A 17,958-nucleotide genomic window follows, 5' to 3' on the forward strand; every position below is an offset into this window, starting at 1 on the left:
AGGTTGTATCATCGAAGATGTGCAACCTCTTTTTTATTGTAGCTTAATTTTATCGGTGATTGATCCTTTGTTTTTATTGCTATTTTGATATCTTTATGATATCACTTTAAATCAAATATAGAACATATGGAAACTGAAAAGACTACGAATCCTCCATCAGGCTACGGCGCCCTGATCTTATCCCTGCTACTTGCAGCTGTAGCGATTTACCTGGGTATGAACCGGTACATCACAGCTTGCATACTGGTATCGATCATTGACATTGCATTGGTACTACCTGGATTGACTATTGTTAATCCGAATGAATCCAAGGTGCTTACCTTGTTTGGTAAGTATGTTGGGACGGTGAAAAAAGACGGTTTTTTCTGGGTGAATCCTTTTACGGTTAAAAAGAATATATCCCTGAAAGCCTATAACCTCAACGGTCAACAGCTGAAGGTTAATGACAAGCTTGGGAATCCGATTGAGATTGCCGCCGTCATCGTATGGCAGGTAACAGACACCGCCAAGGCTGTTTTCTCGGTTGAAAATTACCTGCAGTATGTTAATATCCAAAGCGAAGCTGCAGTAAGGCATCTTGCCAATAGCTTTGCGTATGATAACTTGGAGGACGAATCCGCGGCACTTACCTTGAGGGGTGGGGCAGAGCAGGTAAGTGAAATGTTGGAGCAGGAACTGAATGAAAGGCTGGAACGTGCCGGTATACAAGTCCTTGAAGCCCGCATATCGCACCTGGCCTATGCGCCTGAAATTGCGAATGCGATGCTCCAAAGGCAGCAGGCCTCGGCGATCATTGCTGCACGTAAACAGATCGTGGAGGGTGCGGTAGGCATGGTGGAAATGGCGCTTTCACGTCTTTCTGAGAAAAATATTGTGGAGTTTGACGAAGAGCGTAAAGCTGCCATGGTGAGCAACTTGCTTGTGGTACTTTGTGGCGAACGGGCAGTATCTCCAGTCGTAAATACGGGTACCTTATACCATTAATAATGAACGACTTTTTAATATTGAAATCAGCCATGCCGCTTGAGCTCAACGTAAAACGGCATGGATTGTGGAGGCCTCGGTATGAACTCACTGATGGGGTACACAGTTATGGCATACTCCGTCATGAAGGTTTTTGGCGTACCAAGTCGATCATTGAGACTGCAGATGGAAATTGGGTAATTACCGGCAAGGGATGGTCAGGCGCAGAGATTAATAGTACTACCGATGGTTCTTCTGCAACAACTTCTGGTAATCTTTTGGGAACAACAGTTACATTCAGTGCTCATGATGGGTTCAGGGCGACCTTTACGAAACCTTCCATTTGGAAGAATACAACGGTTTGGAAAGCGGAAGATGGCACAGCATTGTTAAGCATCAAAAGCAGGGGTTTTAAGATGCCGGTGATCTATATTGATGTGCAGGCTCAACAAAATCGCTGGATGCTTTTACTGGCCTTTTTAGCTTTGCAAATTCATTTAACAAGACAAAGACATGCCGCGGCAGCAGCAACATAGTTATGGCTGATAAAAAACCTTTTGTACTTAGGGTAAGTCCCGAGATGCTTAAAGAACTCGAAGATTGGGCCAGTGACGAGTTTAGAAGTATCAACGGACAGATTGAATACTTGCTTAACAAGGCTATCAATGAGCGTAAAAAAGGAACCCGAAAACGGAAAACGGATGATTGACATTTGGAATTGAAAGAAACGTGATGACTATTAATCGCTTGCGCTTTGAAATGTGAGTATCCTTGCATACCTTGAAAAAGAAAGTAAACTGCGCAGTTAATAATTCACACCCAAACTTATCTATGAATATCAATCCGGCAATACGCCAGCAAGCAATGTTCCTACTTTTGATTTCTCTATCCTGCTTTGTAGCTTGTAAAAAGGATAAAAAGAACGAGCCGGAAGAAGTCGAAGTGAAGGGGCCAGTTGTGTCCACATTTGCTGGCAGTGTGAACCACGGATTTAAGGATGGAACAGGTGAAACAGCCAAGTTCTTAAGCCCTACAGCAATATCTATTGATCTTTTTGGAAATGTTTATGTCGCAGATTATGCTAATCATGCAGTCCGGAAAATTACACCTGAAGGTGTCGTGTCAACGCTTGCGGGTGGGCGATCTGGAAACACCGAGTTGGCTTCAAGTGCATTTACCGGGCCCTCAGGCATTGCAGTAGATTGGTATGGGAATGTATTTGTTGGCGATTCAGAGAATAATAACATCAAACAAATTAGTCCAGCCGGGAAAATTAAACTTATAGCAGGATCCACGAAGGGCGATGTAGATGGGCCGCTCGGCTCGAACAGGTTAAGTTCGCCATCAGCATTGGCGATAGATGATGCTTCTGGTTCTATTTATATAACCCAGTTTGCCAGTTATGTAAAGCGCCTAAAAGATGGAGAAATAAAGACCTTAGCTGGCGGCTTGAGAATAGACGACGGACAATCTCCATTCCGGTTCCCTTTAGGCATTGCCATTAATGCCCAAAAGGAGCTGATTATAGCGGATTATGGAAAGCACCAGATTTTGAAGATAAACGCCAATGATGAAGTTTCCGTTGTAGCCGGCTCTGGTATGGCAGGTAATGCGGATGGTGTGGCCAGTGAAGCAAGCTTCAATCTTCCCCAGGGCTTGGCAATTGATAAGGCTGGAAATATCTACGTAGCTGATCGGGGCAACCATAAGATTAGAATGATATCCACTGCTGGTCTGGTAAGTACAATCGCTGGAACTGACCAGTATGGCGCTGTTGACGGCCCTGCGCACTCGGCGTCGTTTTTTGAACCATCAGGCATTGCGATCGACGTAGACGGAAATCTACTGATCACCGATCGGGGAAATCATCAGATCAGAAAAATAACTTTTCCTAGATAGGGCTATAATGTCCTGCCCTTAAATATCATAGGATTATCTTTTTTCAAGAAAAGTTAGGCCCGCCTAGGGGAAAATATCTATTATGCGGCTTTGCCGGCAAGTAGACGGCAGGATTCCTGAAAATGATAGCAAAGCTGACCCGAATTATCTTCTCTACCCGCACGATGGGTACCCTGTTACTTCTTTATGCATTCTCTATGGCTATGGCCACTTTTGTCGAAAATGATTATGGTACGCCGGTGGCAAAAGCCTTAATCTACAACTGCTGGTGGTTTGAGCTGATTATGCTCATTTTGATTCTTAATTTTGTTGGAAATATTAAAAGATATCAGCTGATGTCTTTCAAGAAACTGCCACTGCTGGTCTTCCACCTGGCATTTATCGTGATCTTTATTGGTGGTTTTGTAACGCGTTACATCAGCTTCGAAGGTTCCATGCATATCCGGGAGGGTGCATCAAGTGATGAGGTGGTTTCTGATGCCACTTTCTTTAAAATTCAAATCGGGCAAAATGATGATGCCCTCGCTTATGATGATGTGCCTGCTACCCTTATTTCCAACCGCATACCCTGGTATTTAAAGCCATTTAAAAAGACATTTGCCGCGGAATATGATTACAAGGGTTCCAGAGTTAAAGTGAAAGTTGTAGACTTCTACGCAAGGGCACAGGATTCGCTTGTACTCAGTCCTGCAGGTAAGCCAACACTTCATCTGGTGGTGCTGGAAGAAGGCAAACGGGTCAATAAATATATTCAAAGTGGTGGTGTAAAGCTAATTGCAGGGATGGTGGTTAGTTATAATGCCCCGACGACCGGAGCAATTAATATTGTGGATGGCCGGGAAGGTTATACCATTACCTCACCTTATGAAGGTAATTACATGATTATGGCCACTCAGGAGCGGAAAACAGTGGCGCCAGATAGTCCCCAGCAATTTCACCTGCGAAGCCTTTACACCTATGGAGCCCTCGCTTTTGTGATACCTGAACCTGCACGAACTGGAAATATCATCAATTATGAAGGTGATAAACGCAGTCACGAGCATGACCTGGATCTGGCTAGGGTTGAAGTCACCACCCCCTCAGCTACAGATACGGTATCTATATATGGAGGTAGAGGTTTGACGAACTTCAATTATCAGGGTGCAGTAGGTGGATTGCCAATTGCCATGGGGTACGGTTCCAAAATATACAGAACGCCGTTTAGCCTGAAGCTTGTAGACTTTAAAATGGAAAAATATCCCGGAAGTAATAGCCCAGCAGCTTATTCTTCAGATATTATGATACAAGAGGGGCCAAATGAGCGTCCTTACAAGATATTCATGAACCATGTCCTTGATCAGGATGGCTATCGCTTCTTTCAGGCGAGCTTCGATCAGGATGAACTTGGTACTGTGCTTTCCGTAAATCACGATTATTGGGGCACCAACATCACCTATCTCGGCTACATCCTGCTTTTCGGCGGTTTGTTTGTCACACTGTTTTGGAAAGGAACACACTTTTCTAAACTAAACCAGCAGCTGAAGACCATCTCCCGTTCTAAAACGCTATTGGTGCTGCTGATACTGATGCCAGGTGCACTAGCCTACGGGCAGGAGATCGATATGCATGGCAAGGATGGTACTCAGCATGACCATGCACACGATCATGGCGACGGTCATGATCATGATCACGGTCCGGACAGTGTGGTCAAAGCACCGGCAGCACCAGATCATAATCACATTGCAAGCCTGGAACGTATTCTTGCGGGTAAAATGGTCAATGGGAAGGACTTTGCAGCTGCTGTTAAGATTGACGCTACGCATGCGGACAGCTTTGGTAGCCTGCTGGTGCAGAACATCGATGGACGTATTGAGCCTGTGAATACAATGGCGCTGGAGATACTTCGTAAATTGTACCACAAGGATAAGTTCCATGGGCTTAGTGCTAACCAGTTTTTCTTATCAATATCTACTTCGCCCTTCGACTGGGTAAATGTTCCGCTAATTAAAGTGGGCAGCAAAAGTGGACCTGGTTTACTTGCCACAGTCAAGGCAAATGCTGAAGGCTATACGACGATGGTGAACCTATTGGCACTGACACCTGATGGCAGCCTGGATTATAGCCTTAAGGCGGACTATCTAAAGGCGTTTGCCAAGAAAGCATCTGAGCAGAATACGTACGACAAAGATGTCATCGATTTGAACGATAAGCTGCAGGTGATGCAGCAACTGCTGAATGGGCAGTACCTCCGGATCTTTCCGGTAGCAGGAGATAAGAACAACACCTGGATTGTAGCACCTACACCCTCGGAAAACGCTTCAGCGACGCAAAATCCGGCTACGCAGTACCTGATGAGCGTTTTACAAGCGAACAGAAACGGCGATTGGAATGCTGCTGAACAAAGTTTGACAGCATTGAAACAGGTGCAGACCGAATTGGGTAAAGCTGTGGTGCCGTCTTCGACTAAGATAGAGATGGAGCTGCGCTATAACTCCTGGAACATCTTCCTGAACCTGATGATCAGCTATGCTATTCTAGGAACCGTGATTCTCGCACTAGCCTTTGGCAGACTCTTTAAAGACTCGAAAGCGCTTGCTAAGACCGTGAATTTCGTCTTAGCCCTGATCAGTATTGCGGCTTTCCTGCAGATGTTCGGGCTTGGCGTACGCTGGTACATTTCCGGGCATGAGCCCTGGAGCAATGGCTATGAGGCGGTGATGTTCATCAGCTGGATCGGGGTGATGTCGGGCTTGTTATTATACCGCAACAGCAATGCTTTTATTCCTGCGGCAGGATGTTTAATCGCGGTGATCCTCATGGGATTTGCACATGGTGGATCACAAATGAACCCGCAGATTACGCCACTGGTACCGGTGCTCAAATCTTACTGGTTAATGATACATGTGGCCATTATCACTTCCAGTTATGGTTTCTTCGGCCTGAGTGCACTGCTCGGAACCGTGGTGCTCATCCTGTACATCATCGACCATAAAAAGATCAGTGCAAAAGTAAAAGCATCTATCGTGGAACTGACAATTGTGAATGAGATGTCGCTCACCGTGGGTATATTCTTGCTTACCGTCGGAACATTCCTCGGCGGTATCTGGGCCAACGAAAGTTGGGGGCGCTACTGGAGCTGGGATCCTAAAGAAACCTGGGCATTCATTTCGGTGATTGTATATGCGTTTGTACTGCACATCAGACTGATTCCTGGTTTACGCGGCAAATACTTGTTCAATCTACTTTCACTTCTAGCCTTTTCGGTGATTATCATGACCTATTTCGGCGTGAACTATTACCTGAGTGGTCTGCACTCGTATGCGCAGGGCGATCCAGTACCTATTCCAGCTTGGGTGTATATCACAGTTATTGTTGTAGCGATCATGGCGATTGTATCTTACCAGCGCTACAAGAACAGGCCAGTGAAATAGGCCAGTCCAGCGCTGTATCAGCCATATGTGTGATTAGGTTACAATAACTTTAATTTAACGTTAAATGGGAGTCTTTTCTTTACGCCATGAGAAGAAGAGATTTTTTTAAAGGAGGCTCAGCGCTGATCGGTGCTTCACTTATTTCACCATCAGCAATTTTTGCTCAGGAACAGGAGCAAACAAATTTGAATGCTGGTCAGGCCAGGAACATCATTTTCATGGTCAGTGACGGCATGAGCACCGGTACGTTGAATATGACGGACATGCTGCTGCGTAGAAAAGAAGGGCGTCCGAGCAACTGGATTTCGCTTTACGAGCAGAACCAGGCCAAACGTGCATTCATGGATACCGCTTCCGCCAATTCACTGGTCACAGATTCCGCGGCGGCAAGTTCTTCCTGGGGTGGTGGTAAGCGGGTAAATAACGGATCGCTGAACACCAATCCGGATGGGTCGGAAAACACACCTATCTGGATGAAGTTTAAAGCGGCAGGGAAATCTGCAGGCTGTGTAACGACCGTGCCAATCACTCATGCTACGCCTGCGGGCTTCTGCGTAAGCAGCAAAGGTAGAAGTGATCAGGCGGGTATTGCGTTGAAATACCTTGCTTCCGGCTTCGATGTTCTTTTAGGCGGTGGACTTGAATTCTTCAGTTCATCACTTCGTGAGGATAAAGATGACGTGTTTAAAAGGTTTAGTGATGCCAGGTATGCTGTCCTGAAAGACAGAAACGACATGCTGCAGGCAAATACCACCGGCAATAAACTACTTGGTGTTTTCAACGAAGACGGACTGCCATATACCCTGGACCGTGCGAATGATGCCAACTTACTTAAGAGCATTCCAACGCTAGCCGAGATGACTGCCACAGCCATTAAGAAGCTAAGCCAGAACCCTAAAGGCTTTGTCTTACAGGTGGAGGCAGGCAAGGTAGACTGGGCGGCACACGCGAATGATATTGGTGCATTACTTTATGATCAGGTCGCTTTTGATGACACTCTAAAGATTGTTCTGGACTTTGCAGCGCAGCATAAGGATACCCTGGTTGTTATTACAACCGATCATGGAAACGCGAATCCTGGACTGTTTTCCGGCGCTAAGGCAAACCAGAACTTCGACAGGATTCAGACTTTTAAGCACACCAATGCGTGGATCTTAAGTGGTGTAGATAAAAATACGAGTGCATCAACTTTAATGGAGAAGATTGTGGAGGCACAAGGTTATGCAATCACTAAGGAAGAAGCTTCTGCAGTACTCAAACATTACCAGACCCTGGACGAAAAAGGCATTTACAATCCGAGAAAACTTCCCTACCGTGAGCTCGCACAACTGCAAACCGAATATACCTCTGTGGGTTGGGGTTCAATGGATCATTCCGCAGATTATGTAGAATTAGCAATGCTTGGGCCGGGAGCTGAACTCTTGAATCCATTTGTACGCAACTTCGAACTGCATAACCTGATGCTAAAGGCTGCAGGTCTTACTGTAGATCGCGCATAACAGTTTACATGGAGCGCTTTACAAGCGTAGTCACTGGTAAATCGGGATGGTTTCTTTAACGTTTATAGGGAAATCATCTTGATTTCTTGAGTACGCATAATCGTTAACATTTACATGATATGCTATTAATGTCTGCTGCGTAATTTGTTAAAAAACACGGACATGAACATTATCGTATATCAGAACCGGGATCTGGAATTCCATAGTATTCAGCTTGCAAACTACCCGACCGCTAACTTTTTCAGGAAATGCGAAAGATGCGGATTGAAGGTATTTTGCATTATTGAAGGCGGTGTTGCCGGATTTATTTCTTTCGCTGACCGGGCGCAAAAGGTTTAGCAGACTTTGCTCCTGTTCTTTTTTTCGCTTGTCCCGGAGGAACTTTACCGCTATTACCTGCGGTTCTTGTCGTATAACATGAACTGGTGATCATCAATGCCGATATTGCGAGTATTAGGAATCTTGTTTTCATGCTGTTTGCTTTCAGGCCTTAAATATAGATCAATTTGCGTTCATGCGGGCTCGCATCAGCATATTTAAAAACAAAGGGACCATGATCTGTGATCATAGCCCCTTTATCTAAATTAACGCTCTCAGATATATAGCGTAGAAATGCCAGTTATATTGTGTGACCTGAAATTTATTTTTGATAATTACCAAACAGCTTGATCATCTTGTCGGGGCTGTTGGTGATGATGCCATCCACCTTTAGCTCGCCTAAAGCAATCATATCTTTTTCTTCATCTACGGTCCAGGGCAGGATTTTCATCTTCAAGGCATGTGCTTTAGCGACCATTTCTGCATCTACCGAAGTATAGTATGGACTATAGATGTCGGGACTGAAGCCTAGTCTTTCCAGGTCATCCGCTAAGCCACCTTTTCCTGTGAAAAGGGGCGATTGTTTCAGCTTCTTTTCATCTTCAGCAGACAATCCCTGTGTTCTTAGTTTGGCTAAGGCATCTTGCTTTCCAAACGTTAGCAGTGAAAGTTTAACCGAGGGCTCGGTTTTATGAAGAATCTGCAGTGTACGGACATCAAACGACTGGATGATTACCCTATCCTTGATCGACTTTGAATTGATCACAGCCATCATCGTACTGATAAAAACCTCTGGTGATGGGTTATATATACCATCGCCGGCAGGTGATATTTTAGTTTCGATATTGTAGTAAACGGGTTTAAGCTTATTTGTCTTCACATAGGCTTCAACACTGTCTATCAAGTCCCCCAATAGCGGTTTATGGGTTTTCATTTTCAACTGATCTGGGAAACGTGGGTGTGGTTTGCTGCCGGCATCGAAGCGGCTGATGCTGTCATAGGTCATTTTATACAGCGCAATATTTCGCTCTTCTTCCTTTTTAATATCACTGCCGTCGGGCTTACGCATGAAGTCGGAAGACATATAGGCATCATGGGAAACAACGACTTTCCCGTCGCCGGAAATGACTACGTCCAGTTCCAGGGTTTTGACGCCCAGTTTTACCGCATGGAGCATCGCAGGGATTGTATTTTCAGGCATTAAGGCCATGCCTCCACGATGCGCTTGTACATCGATTTTCTGTTGTCCGAAGACGCCACCTGAACACAATAGTCCTGTGGCGAGTAGTAGGGTTAGGTTCTTTTTCACACCGCTAAACTAACCTGCCCAATTTTGAATGCCGTTAAGGCAATATTAAGCTTTATGTATTTAGAAGTAAATGGCTCAAGATGTCTAATCAGGACTTTTCAAAGGTCTTCTTGACCATACGCATAAATAGGCCTTCAGGAAGAAGTCTTCTCACCTTAGCAAAAAGCCTGATGTCTTTACCCGCCAGGTATCTAAGCTTGTTACGGTTATCGGTCGCAGCCTGATAAATGACTTCCGCTATCAGTCTTGGATCTGCTCCGGAATGCTCGTTACTTTTCTTAACGTTCTGCAACACTGTCCGCTGGTAAGTGCCGTAATCCTGGTATTCGGTGACATCTGTACTGCGCATGGAATGGAAGAAGTTGCTCTTTATAGCGCCTGGGAGTACAATTTTTAACTTGATTCCAATTGCTGCAAGCTCATAATACAGGGACTCAGAGAAACCTTCCAGTGCAAACTTGGTCGAGTCATAGAGGCTCTGCATGGGAATTGGAATGATACCTACACCCGAGGATATGTTGATGATCATGCCCTGCTTTTTTGCTCTGAAGTGTGGCAGTATTGCTTTGATCGTTCGCATGACACCGAAGACGTTTGTGTCAAATTGTTGCTGTATTAAAGCTGGATCTGCGGCTTCAAAAGCGCCGAGCACACCTATGCCGGCATTGTTCAGCAAAACATCGATGCTCCCGAAGTAAGCGATACCTGCTTTGATTGCTTTTTCAACAGAACCGACATCGGTCACATCCATTCGCTGCACATAAATACCCGGTAGAGCACTAAGATCGCGGCCTTTGTCGGGATCTCTCATGGTTGCAACTACATTGAACCCTCGTTCAGCAAACAATAAGGCGGCGGCTTTTCCAACACCGGAAGAGCAGCCAGTGATTAAGATTGTTCTTTTCATTTTTGTTTGGCTAGGCGGTTTCTGATTCTACTCAGTGATTGGGGCGTAATCTTCAAGTAGGAGGCAATATACTGCTGCGGTACTTGTTGGGCCAACTGCGGATACCGTTGCAGAAATGCAGCATATTTAGTTTTTGCATCTCCAAAGTTTAGAAAGTCGTTGTCTTTGATGCCATTTAACAAGGTCATCTCCGCAAGCGTCTTGGAGAAAATAAACAGGTTGGGGATTTGTTCGTACTGTCTTTCGAATACCGAAAATGGAATGGTGTAGATTTCCGAAGGTATGACCGCCTGAACTGCATCGAAGGTCGGTTGGCCTGAATAGTAGCTTTCGAGGTTTGCAAAGAACTGGTTCTCCCGGATGAAACATTTGGTGACCTCATTTCCGTTGTTGTCCACACCATAGATCCGGAGGGCGCCTTGCTGGATGAATACAATCTCCTTCACGATCGTACGGAACTCCTGTACATATTCTTCAGCCTTGAGCGTCCGCCGTTTAAAAAGCATACTGAGTTGATCAATGTTGCTCTCTGAAAGAAGCCCTCCAAAGGCTAATGCTGCTTTAAGCTTGTTCATGCCATGCCATTTTCGTGTTCTTAAAGTACAAATGTATTGGCCTGCAGTAAGTCAGCAGTTACCATTTGGTAAAAAAGCGTATCGTGATTAAATAAACTTCTTGAAAATTACAATGCCATTGTGCCCACCAAAGCCGAAAGTATTGCTCATGGCTACATCGATGTTCATCTCGCGTGCCTGACCTTTAGGAAAAGATAGCAACAAACATCTTGGCTGACCGGCTAAGTATGCTGGAGGGAAATGGCTTTTTAACAAAGCATGTGGCGGCGGATAAGAAATCGAAGTTCGTTTATCATCTTACCAAGAAGGGGATAGACCTGGTGCCTGTGCTGGTTGAGATTGGTCTTTGGGGATCTTTGTATAATCCACCAGGATTGGATCAACCGCTGATAGAACAGCTTCAGCGTGATAAGGCGGGCACGATCAGCAGGATACAGGAAAGATTGATGGCTAAGTTGAACGAGGTTCAGCATGCCTCAAATGAAAAAGAGTGACCTGAATAGATCACTCTTTCCGTTGAAGGTTCTTAGGTTTTATTTACGCAGTTTCTGAATAAGTAATTCCGGTTCATTGGTGGTAATCAGGCTGATTCCCTCGCTGATAAGCCAGTCCATATCTTTTTCGTCATTTACGGTCCATACATTGGTGATCAGCTTTTTACTTTTTGCCTCCTTGATCCAGCTTGGGTTCTTCTTCAGTATGCTATAATGATAGTCAAAACCGTGTATACCGTCTGCCAGCAGTTCATCAGGTGTTTTGTCGCCATTGAGGTACTGAACTGTCGCTTTCGGAGCAATCTTGGTAATCTCTTTGCAGATGTCGTAGTCGAAGCTGATGTAATCTACCTTTGGAGCAGCTTTAAGCGCATTTACCATAGCCACTACTTTGCGGGTCAAAGCAATGCCCCGTTCTTTACTTACAGCGGAAGGTTTAATTTCCAGTACCAGTCTTGTCTTCTTTTGCTTGAAACCTTCCTTCAGATAAGCCTCCAAGGTAGGCAAGGTCTCGCCATTGGAAAGTTTTACGGCAGACAGCTGCTTTGCTGAAGTTCTTTCTATCGGTAAGCCCTGGATGTCCGCATCGTGATTAACGAAGAGCACGGAATCTGCAGACATATGGACATCGAATTCTGAGCCTTCACAGCCCATCTTTATCGCTTCCTTTAGCGCAGCAATGGAATTTTCAGGAGCGCCGGTATGCTTCCAGGCACCTCGGTGTGCAACAACCTTTGTCTGTGCAAAAGATGCGGTTGATAAGGCCAGTTGTGCGAGTATTCCAAGTGTTAAAAGTCGTTTCATAGTATGCTATATTTTAGAACTGCAAATATGAATAAAGTTTGGGGCATGCATGTTAAGGTAAAGTGAACGTTACTTGCTATTTATGTTACAGGATAGTGCATGCTGCGATCCACGGTTCAATTTACAATGCTTTAAAGGCGGCATTACAATTGCAACACGATCTGCAGGCATATAAGCAACTGACGCGTTGTTAGAGATCATTTTTGCCCCGATGTATCTACCATGGATTCCAACCTGCAAAATGATCTTTTAGAATTTAAAACCTGGTACTTGTCCAGGATCCAGGATATGGACAAGGTGATCAAGGCCGCACAGGATGATCCTATACATGATGAGGAAGCACTTGCTCAACTTCGAAAAGCTAAGTTGATTTTGATCGAGCAATCTGCAAGAAAGGTCATTGATGTCTATGCCCGGTACGGTTTTTACCCAGATCTTTAGCATTCTACATCAGAACTGTTCCTCGGTAAGCTCTTTATTCAACACGGCACCGGCAAGATTGCCACTGTATACAGCATTTGCAATGGAACGTAGCATTCCCGAGTTATCACCACAAGCATAAACACCGGGCACAATTGTAGCCTGCATGTTATTTACTTTAAGGAAACCTTGCTCGGTAAGTTCACAGCCCAGCGCTACCGGGATGTCTGAACTTTGAACAAACTCGGGTGCTGCATAGATGGCATTGAATGTTTTTTCCCCACCATCTTTGAAGCTTAAGTATTTCACATGTCCATTTTCATGCACGATTTCGGCAAGCTCTTCCTCAATAATCTCAATATGTTGACGGTTCAAGCGCTCCAGTTCTGTCTCGCTGAAATTTGCTTTCCCCATGGTCAATATGCTGACTTCCTTGCTTAGATTGCTCACGAGGGAGGCCAGGTGAAAAGCTCTGGGACCGTTCGCCAGAATTGCGGTCTTCTGATTCCGGAATTCATAGCCATGGCAGTAAGGGCAATGTACCACCGAAATACCCCAACAAGCGGCAAAACCTGGAATCTCTGGCATAATATCCGTTATGCCTGATGCAAACAGCAATTTCTGACTGTCAAACTCGGCGCCTTGCTGGGTGCTGATCACAAAGCCGTTTTCTGTTTTGCTTCCGCTTACCGCCAGGTCATCGATCCATTCCAGGGTCTCATATTTTAATACCTCCTGTCTGGCCTTTTCAGCAATTGCGCCAGGCGCTTCGCCATCTTGCGTAAGGAAGTTATGGGCATGCGGTGTTTGCCGGTTGCAGCGCATGCCGCTATCAATGATCAAGACGTGCCTCAATGATCTTCCTAAAGCCAAAGCTGCAGACAAACCCGCATAACTTCCGCCAACAATGATTACTTCATAGTTCTTGCTGCTTTTCATAATGCAATCTTTTAAAATTATGTGGAACAGGTACCCGTCATTTTCTTAGACCGGTTTGGCAAAGTTAATTAGTCTTGCTATTATTGCAACTAAATCGCAATAATTATTACAACATAGTCGCAATAAGATGAAACGTAGGAATACACCAACCAAGGAAGCGGTGATCGCTGTGCTTAGTGCAAGTAACCGGGCGATGAGTCAGGAAGCAATAGAGCAGAAGATAGAGATCGAGATTGATCGCGCTACCGTCTACCGCGCCTTAAACCAGTTTTGCGAAGACGGCATTGTACACAAGGTTGTAGCTGATGATGGCAGGCAGTATTTCGCCATGTGCAAGAAATGTGACCAGCAAGCCTTACCTGAAAACCATTTCCATTTCCGCTGCATAAAGTGTCAGACGATCGAATGTTTGCGGGAGATGGTTCAGTTTTCTGTTCCCGAAACCTACCAGGTGGAGAAATTCAACTGTGTGCTTGTGGGAACATGCGGAAACTGCGCCTGATGATCCACAACTTTATGTTCAGGGTTTTGTTGTTCATAAGTTACCTTAAAGAACAATATGGATCTAAACAATTCCCAAAGGCCATTCTACGTGAAAACCATGTGTGTATTGGTCAGTCTTATCGCATTTGGATACCTGGTGATCATTGCTAAAGATATTTTATCTCCGCTGATTTTCTCTTGTCTATTCTCCATCCTGCTGCTGCCGATGGCTGCCTTTTTTGAACGAAAGCTAAAGCTGCCCAGAAGCGCGGCGTCCATGATTTCGGTTGTTTTGATGCTGACCGCGGTAGGCCTGGTCTTATACGTAATCGGTTCGCAGCTAAGCAGGCTCGCAAGTGACTGGCCTCAATTTAAGGAGCAGCTCGCCGTAACCCTGAACAACCTTCAAACCTGGATAGAATCACGGTTTAATATAGACGCAGCTAAGCAGTTAAATTATGTACACTCCGCTACTACAAAAGCACTAGCTTCCAGCTCTATGGTGGTTGGTGCAACCGTATTGTCGCTTTCTTCCATACTGCTGTTCCTGGTGTTTACCTTTATTTACACCTTTTTCTTCCTGCTTTATAGAAGCCTCATTATGCGTTTCCTTGTCTCCGTTTTCCTGGAGGAGAATAAATCCTTGGTGCATGATATTATCGAACAGGTGCAATACATTATCCGCAAATACATCATCGGATTGCTGATCCAAATGGGGGTTATCGCCTTAGCGGTAAGCCTGACTTTCTGGGCACTGGGCATCAAATATGCTTTTTTGCTTGGGCTGATTACCGGAATTCTAAACATCATTCCTTATATCGGAATATTTATAGCTATCGTACTTAGCACTTTAATCACTTTTGCCACTGCAACGGTGCTAAGTAAAGTCCTGCTCGTTGTAATTGCACTTGTGGTGATACATCTCATTGACAGCAATATTTTGCTTCCGGTTGTTGTGGGATCAAAGGTGAGAATCAATGCACTAATAACGGTGCTTGGTGTGATCATAGGGGAAATGATCTGGGGAATATCAGGGATGTTCCTGTCCATCCCAGTCATTGCTGTATTGAAGATCATCTTCGACCGGATAGAAAGCATGAAACCTTGGGGCATAATCCTGGGGGATGAGGAGCAAAAGCAGAACCGCCTTGCGGAGCGCCTTAAGGTTACGCGCGGTAGCGAAAAAGTCATGAAAGTATAATTGATGTTGGCTTGAACCTGCCTTGCAGGGGTATCTGCAAGGCCTTGATCCGGCAGCAGGCCGGCCAAGGGCGTATCGACCCCGGGAAGAGGGCGGCTTGAGGGCGGGTTAACCCCAAAGCATCTCCCTTTCGGGGTATAACCAGTACGCAAGCGCAGTCCTTGCAGGAGCGTTGAATTCAAAAAAAAGCCGCCAAATTTCGTTATGGCGGCTTTAAGTATAAAATGGAAACGCTATTATGGTAACAATACCTGATCAATTACATGAATCACCCCATTCGTGGTTACCAGGTCTGCAGGGGAGATGGTAGCAGCACTCGCATTTTTTGCACCCTTCACTTTTGCACCACCATTTAACGTAATGGTCACATTAGCGCCGTTTACCGTAGCCGGTGTACTATTGTCTACCAGATCCGTTGAGAATACACGACCTGCAACAACATGGTAGGTTAAAATGCTGGTCAATGCAGCAGGATCAGCTGCTTGTATCGCAGCAACATTAGCAAAACCTGCATCCATAAAGGCCTGATTCGTTGGTGCAAATACCGTAAACGGACCATCGCCAGAAAGTACGTTAGCTACATTCGTCGGGCCCTGACTTGCTCTCAACACCGCGGCAACTAAAAAGCTGAAGTTTGGATTGCCCTGTGCAACTTCAACAATGTTACCACTTGGTGGCATCAATACTTCGTTAATTACATGGATAATGCCGTTTGTTGCCATGATGTCGGCCTGAGTCACGGTTGCGCCGTTGATAAAAACCCCTTTATCGGTCTTGGTTACATAAAGATCAAGGTCAGCCGCCGAATTGACAGCAGTGTTTGCTGTAGCCGGGATTGTTGAGGCCGGAATAGACGCGCTGGCAACATGGTATAACAGGATCTTCTTCAGTGTTTCTTTGGGTAGCGCATTGATCTTGGCTTCCGTATCCAGGCCAGCGGCAGCGAATGCCTCATTGGTAGGCGCAAACACCGTAAAAGGTCCGTTGCCAGATAAGGTTGCTACCAGGTCCGCGTGTTTAACCGCGGCCTCCAAAAGTGAAAAGTCGTTATCACCAACTACGATCTCGACAATGTTTTGATCGGAAATTTCCGGCATTTCATCATCATCTTTTTTACACGAGGTGGCGATGCTGATTACAGCTAAAGCAAACACCATCGCAGTCTTTTTTAAAGCAGAAATTGTTTTCATAATTTAGTTTTTTAATGAACCATTAGTGTAGCATGTGGAACAATTTAGATGCCATAAAGTGTATTAATACACTAATTAAATGTGAGCTAAGCGCTTTAAGATGTGATGCTTAACACATAATCATTAATTATGTAGTATATAGTGCAGTTAAGCACTATTTACGCTAGATTTGTATATACCTAAAGATGATGTATAAGCTATTAAACGAACTGGTACTTCTGGTTGAAGCGTACGAAAAGACCGCCAGTACTTCTGAGCAGGATGTAGCGTTATTCGGACGCTGGCTTTTCGCAGGGATCGAAGCGGAGCGCTTAGCCAGCCAACCTGAACCGGAATGGTCAGGCAAGAGCAAGGGCCGCAGCCCGGAAAGTGTAATCAACACCTCTTTGGTGCACCTGTATCGCTATGCCAGGTTACATGCAAAAGCCGCTATTTCAAACTCGAATTTCGCTACCCCAGACGAGTTAATCTATCTGATCAACCTTAGGGCATTTGGCAATATGACGAAAACCGCTTTGATACGTCTCAATGTGCATGAAAAGTCTGCAGGTATCCAGATTATCAATCGATTAATCATGAATGAAATGGTTGAACAATCTCCGGGTGATCAGGACAAACGAAATAAAATCATCAGCATCACTGCGAAAGGCATTGAAGCACTTGAAAACAGCATGGATAAATTTCGACAGGCAAGTGTCGATGTCGTGGGTGATATCACGGAGCACGAAAAGTTTGAATTGATCAGAATTCTAACCAAGCTGGAAAACTATCATCTAAACAAGTCTAAGGACCTATTGATCTAAGGTCGGCACAAAGTGGTCCGTCACTGCAGCATTGGTTCTTGTTAAACTTGTATGTTTGTAAGCCATGAATCAACAGCTAAGAAGCCACATTGAAAAAGTTGTGCCGCTTACAGACGAGGAGTTTGCATTTGTTGCCAAACATTTCCTGCCTAAGCGATATAAGAAGCACCAGTTTTTGGTGCAGCAAGGCGAGGTTGTGCACTTCAACTACTATGTGGTGTCTGGCCTGACGAAGTTGGTTTATTTAGACGAGACCGGTAAAGAACACATTCTGGCCTTCGCCATGGAAGATTGGTGGGACAATGATTTTCAGGCATACTACACCCAGTCGCCAGCAACATTATCGCTGGTTTGCCTCGAAGATACCGAAGTTCTTTGCCTTTCTTTGGAGAACTATCGCGCACTATGTGCCGGATTGCCCAAGATCGAGCATTTCTTCCTTGAAAAAACAATCTATGGGTTTCTTGCTGCACAGCGACGCATCTTGTCGCTCTTGACCTCCAGTGCGCAGAAAAGGTATGAGCAGTTAATCCGGCAGCATCCTGCATTACTGCAGCGGGTTCCGAAAACGCAATTGGCAGCTTACCTCGGCGTTTCACGGGAGACCTTAAGCCGTCTTAGTTTATAAGGGAAGTTGGACGAAAGAGTAGCAGAGATCGATAAATTGTGTTAATTTCCTGAAATCATTCTGACTGAAGCAACTATACTGCAGGTAAGGACAACCGCTATCTGAAAAGCAGCACA

19 protein-coding genes are annotated in these 17,958 nt (G+C 45.1%); 13 read left to right on the top strand and 6 right to left on the bottom strand.

The window, feature by feature from the left end; all coding sequences use genetic code 11:
• Window positions 1-126 precede the first annotated feature (126 nt).
• From AC5WJX_RS15160 to AC5WJX_RS15190, 7 genes are all read left to right on the top strand, one after another.
• Complete coding sequence (locus AC5WJX_RS15160; RefSeq protein WP_440428421.1) at window positions 127-984, top strand: SPFH domain-containing protein; 858 nt, start codon at window positions 127-129, stop codon at window positions 982-984.
• Between the two features lie 2 nt (window positions 985-986).
• Window positions 987-1,499 carry a hypothetical protein gene (locus AC5WJX_RS15165; protein ID WP_494485186.1) on the top strand — a complete coding sequence of 171 codons (513 nt, stop codon included), beginning with the start codon at window positions 987-989 and terminating at the stop codon, window positions 1,497-1,499.
• Window positions 1,500-1,501: 2 nt separating this feature from the next.
• The gene (locus AC5WJX_RS15170) at window positions 1,502-1,672 is read left to right on the top strand and encodes a type II toxin-antitoxin system antitoxin (protein WP_494485187.1); all 171 of its coding nucleotides are present in this window, start codon (window positions 1,502-1,504) and stop codon (window positions 1,670-1,672) included.
• 122 nt (window positions 1,673-1,794) lie between these two features.
• A complete protein-coding gene (locus tag AC5WJX_RS15175; protein ID WP_494485188.1) occupies window positions 1,795-2,862 on the top strand; it encodes an NHL domain-containing protein in 1,068 nt (355 codons plus the stop codon).
• Between the two features lie 122 nt (window positions 2,863-2,984).
• Complete coding sequence (gene ccsB / locus AC5WJX_RS15180) at window positions 2,985-6,272, top strand: c-type cytochrome biogenesis protein CcsB (RefSeq protein WP_494485189.1); 3,288 nt, start codon at window positions 2,985-2,987, stop codon at window positions 6,270-6,272.
• An 86-nt stretch (window positions 6,273-6,358) separates the two neighbouring features.
• Window positions 6,359-7,771, top strand: a complete 1,413-nt coding sequence (locus tag AC5WJX_RS15185; protein WP_494485190.1) for an alkaline phosphatase — start codon at window positions 6,359-6,361, stop codon at window positions 7,769-7,771.
• 162 nt (window positions 7,772-7,933) lie between these two features.
• On the top strand, window positions 7,934-8,110 hold the full coding sequence (locus AC5WJX_RS15190) for a hypothetical protein (protein ID WP_494485191.1): 177 nt from the start codon (window positions 7,934-7,936) through the stop codon (window positions 8,108-8,110).
• 301 nt (window positions 8,111-8,411) lie between these two features.
• Here AC5WJX_RS15190 and AC5WJX_RS15195 read toward each other — a convergent pair whose 3' ends face one another.
• From AC5WJX_RS15195 to AC5WJX_RS15205, 3 genes are all read right to left on the bottom strand, one after another.
• Window positions 8,412-9,398 carry a glycerophosphodiester phosphodiesterase family protein gene (locus AC5WJX_RS15195; RefSeq protein ID WP_494485192.1) on the bottom strand — a complete coding sequence of 329 codons (987 nt, stop codon included), beginning with the start codon at window positions 9,396-9,398 and terminating at the stop codon, window positions 8,412-8,414.
• Between the two features lie 88 nt (window positions 9,399-9,486).
• A complete protein-coding gene (locus tag AC5WJX_RS15200; RefSeq protein ID WP_494485193.1) occupies window positions 9,487-10,305 on the bottom strand; it encodes an SDR family oxidoreductase in 819 nt (272 codons plus the stop codon).
• Window positions 10,302-10,880, bottom strand: a complete 579-nt coding sequence (locus AC5WJX_RS15205) for a Crp/Fnr family transcriptional regulator (protein ID WP_494485194.1) — start codon at window positions 10,878-10,880, stop codon at window positions 10,302-10,304. The genes AC5WJX_RS15200 and AC5WJX_RS15205 overlap by 4 nt, the downstream gene beginning before the upstream one ends.
• Before the next feature lie 227 nt (window positions 10,881-11,107).
• Between AC5WJX_RS15205 and AC5WJX_RS15210 the strand changes: the two genes are divergently transcribed.
• Window positions 11,108-11,374 carry a winged helix-turn-helix transcriptional regulator gene (locus AC5WJX_RS15210; RefSeq protein ID WP_494485195.1) on the top strand — a complete coding sequence of 89 codons (267 nt, stop codon included), beginning with the start codon at window positions 11,108-11,110 and terminating at the stop codon, window positions 11,372-11,374.
• 39 nt (window positions 11,375-11,413) lie between these two features.
• On the opposite strand, the gene AC5WJX_RS15215 is transcribed toward AC5WJX_RS15210, so the two are convergent.
• A complete protein-coding gene (locus AC5WJX_RS15215; protein ID WP_494485196.1) occupies window positions 11,414-12,178 on the bottom strand; it encodes a glycerophosphodiester phosphodiesterase in 765 nt (254 codons plus the stop codon).
• 222 nt (window positions 12,179-12,400) lie between these two features.
• Here AC5WJX_RS15215 and AC5WJX_RS15220 point away from each other — a divergent pair, with 222 nt between their 5' ends.
• Window positions 12,401-12,619, top strand: a complete 219-nt coding sequence (locus AC5WJX_RS15220) for a hypothetical protein (protein ID WP_494485197.1) — start codon at window positions 12,401-12,403, stop codon at window positions 12,617-12,619.
• A gap of 9 nt (window positions 12,620-12,628) precedes the next feature.
• Here AC5WJX_RS15220 and AC5WJX_RS15225 read toward each other — a convergent pair whose 3' ends face one another.
• The gene (locus AC5WJX_RS15225) at window positions 12,629-13,537 is read right to left on the bottom strand and encodes an NAD(P)/FAD-dependent oxidoreductase (protein WP_494485198.1); all 909 of its coding nucleotides are present in this window, start codon (window positions 13,535-13,537) and stop codon (window positions 12,629-12,631) included.
• A 127-nt stretch (window positions 13,538-13,664) separates the two neighbouring features.
• Here AC5WJX_RS15225 and AC5WJX_RS15230 point away from each other — a divergent pair, with 127 nt between their 5' ends.
• Both AC5WJX_RS15230 and AC5WJX_RS15235 read left to right on the top strand, forming a co-directional pair.
• Window positions 13,665-14,039: a Fur family transcriptional regulator gene (locus AC5WJX_RS15230; RefSeq protein ID WP_440428407.1), complete on the top strand. Its 375-nt coding sequence runs from the start codon at window positions 13,665-13,667 to the stop codon at window positions 14,037-14,039.
• A gap of 57 nt (window positions 14,040-14,096) precedes the next feature.
• Complete coding sequence (locus tag AC5WJX_RS15235; protein WP_494485199.1) at window positions 14,097-15,221, top strand: AI-2E family transporter; 1,125 nt, start codon at window positions 14,097-14,099, stop codon at window positions 15,219-15,221.
• A gap of 236 nt (window positions 15,222-15,457) precedes the next feature.
• Here the strand turns inward: AC5WJX_RS15235 and AC5WJX_RS15240 are convergent, their stop codons facing one another.
• Window positions 15,458-16,411, bottom strand: a complete 954-nt coding sequence (locus AC5WJX_RS15240) for a fasciclin domain-containing protein (protein ID WP_494485200.1) — start codon at window positions 16,409-16,411, stop codon at window positions 15,458-15,460.
• A 185-nt stretch (window positions 16,412-16,596) separates the two neighbouring features.
• Between AC5WJX_RS15240 and AC5WJX_RS15245 the strand changes: the two genes are divergently transcribed.
• Together AC5WJX_RS15245 and AC5WJX_RS15250 are read left to right on the top strand one after the other, a co-directional pair.
• Window positions 16,597-17,214: a MarR family winged helix-turn-helix transcriptional regulator gene (locus tag AC5WJX_RS15245; RefSeq protein ID WP_494485201.1), complete on the top strand. Its 618-nt coding sequence runs from the start codon at window positions 16,597-16,599 to the stop codon at window positions 17,212-17,214.
• A 64-nt stretch (window positions 17,215-17,278) separates the two neighbouring features.
• The gene (locus tag AC5WJX_RS15250) at window positions 17,279-17,842 is read left to right on the top strand and encodes a Crp/Fnr family transcriptional regulator (RefSeq protein WP_494485202.1); all 564 of its coding nucleotides are present in this window, start codon (window positions 17,279-17,281) and stop codon (window positions 17,840-17,842) included.
• The last annotated feature ends 116 nt before the right edge of the window (window positions 17,843-17,958 follow it).

Source organism: Pedobacter sp. NEAU-ZC8 (assembly GCF_059278965.1).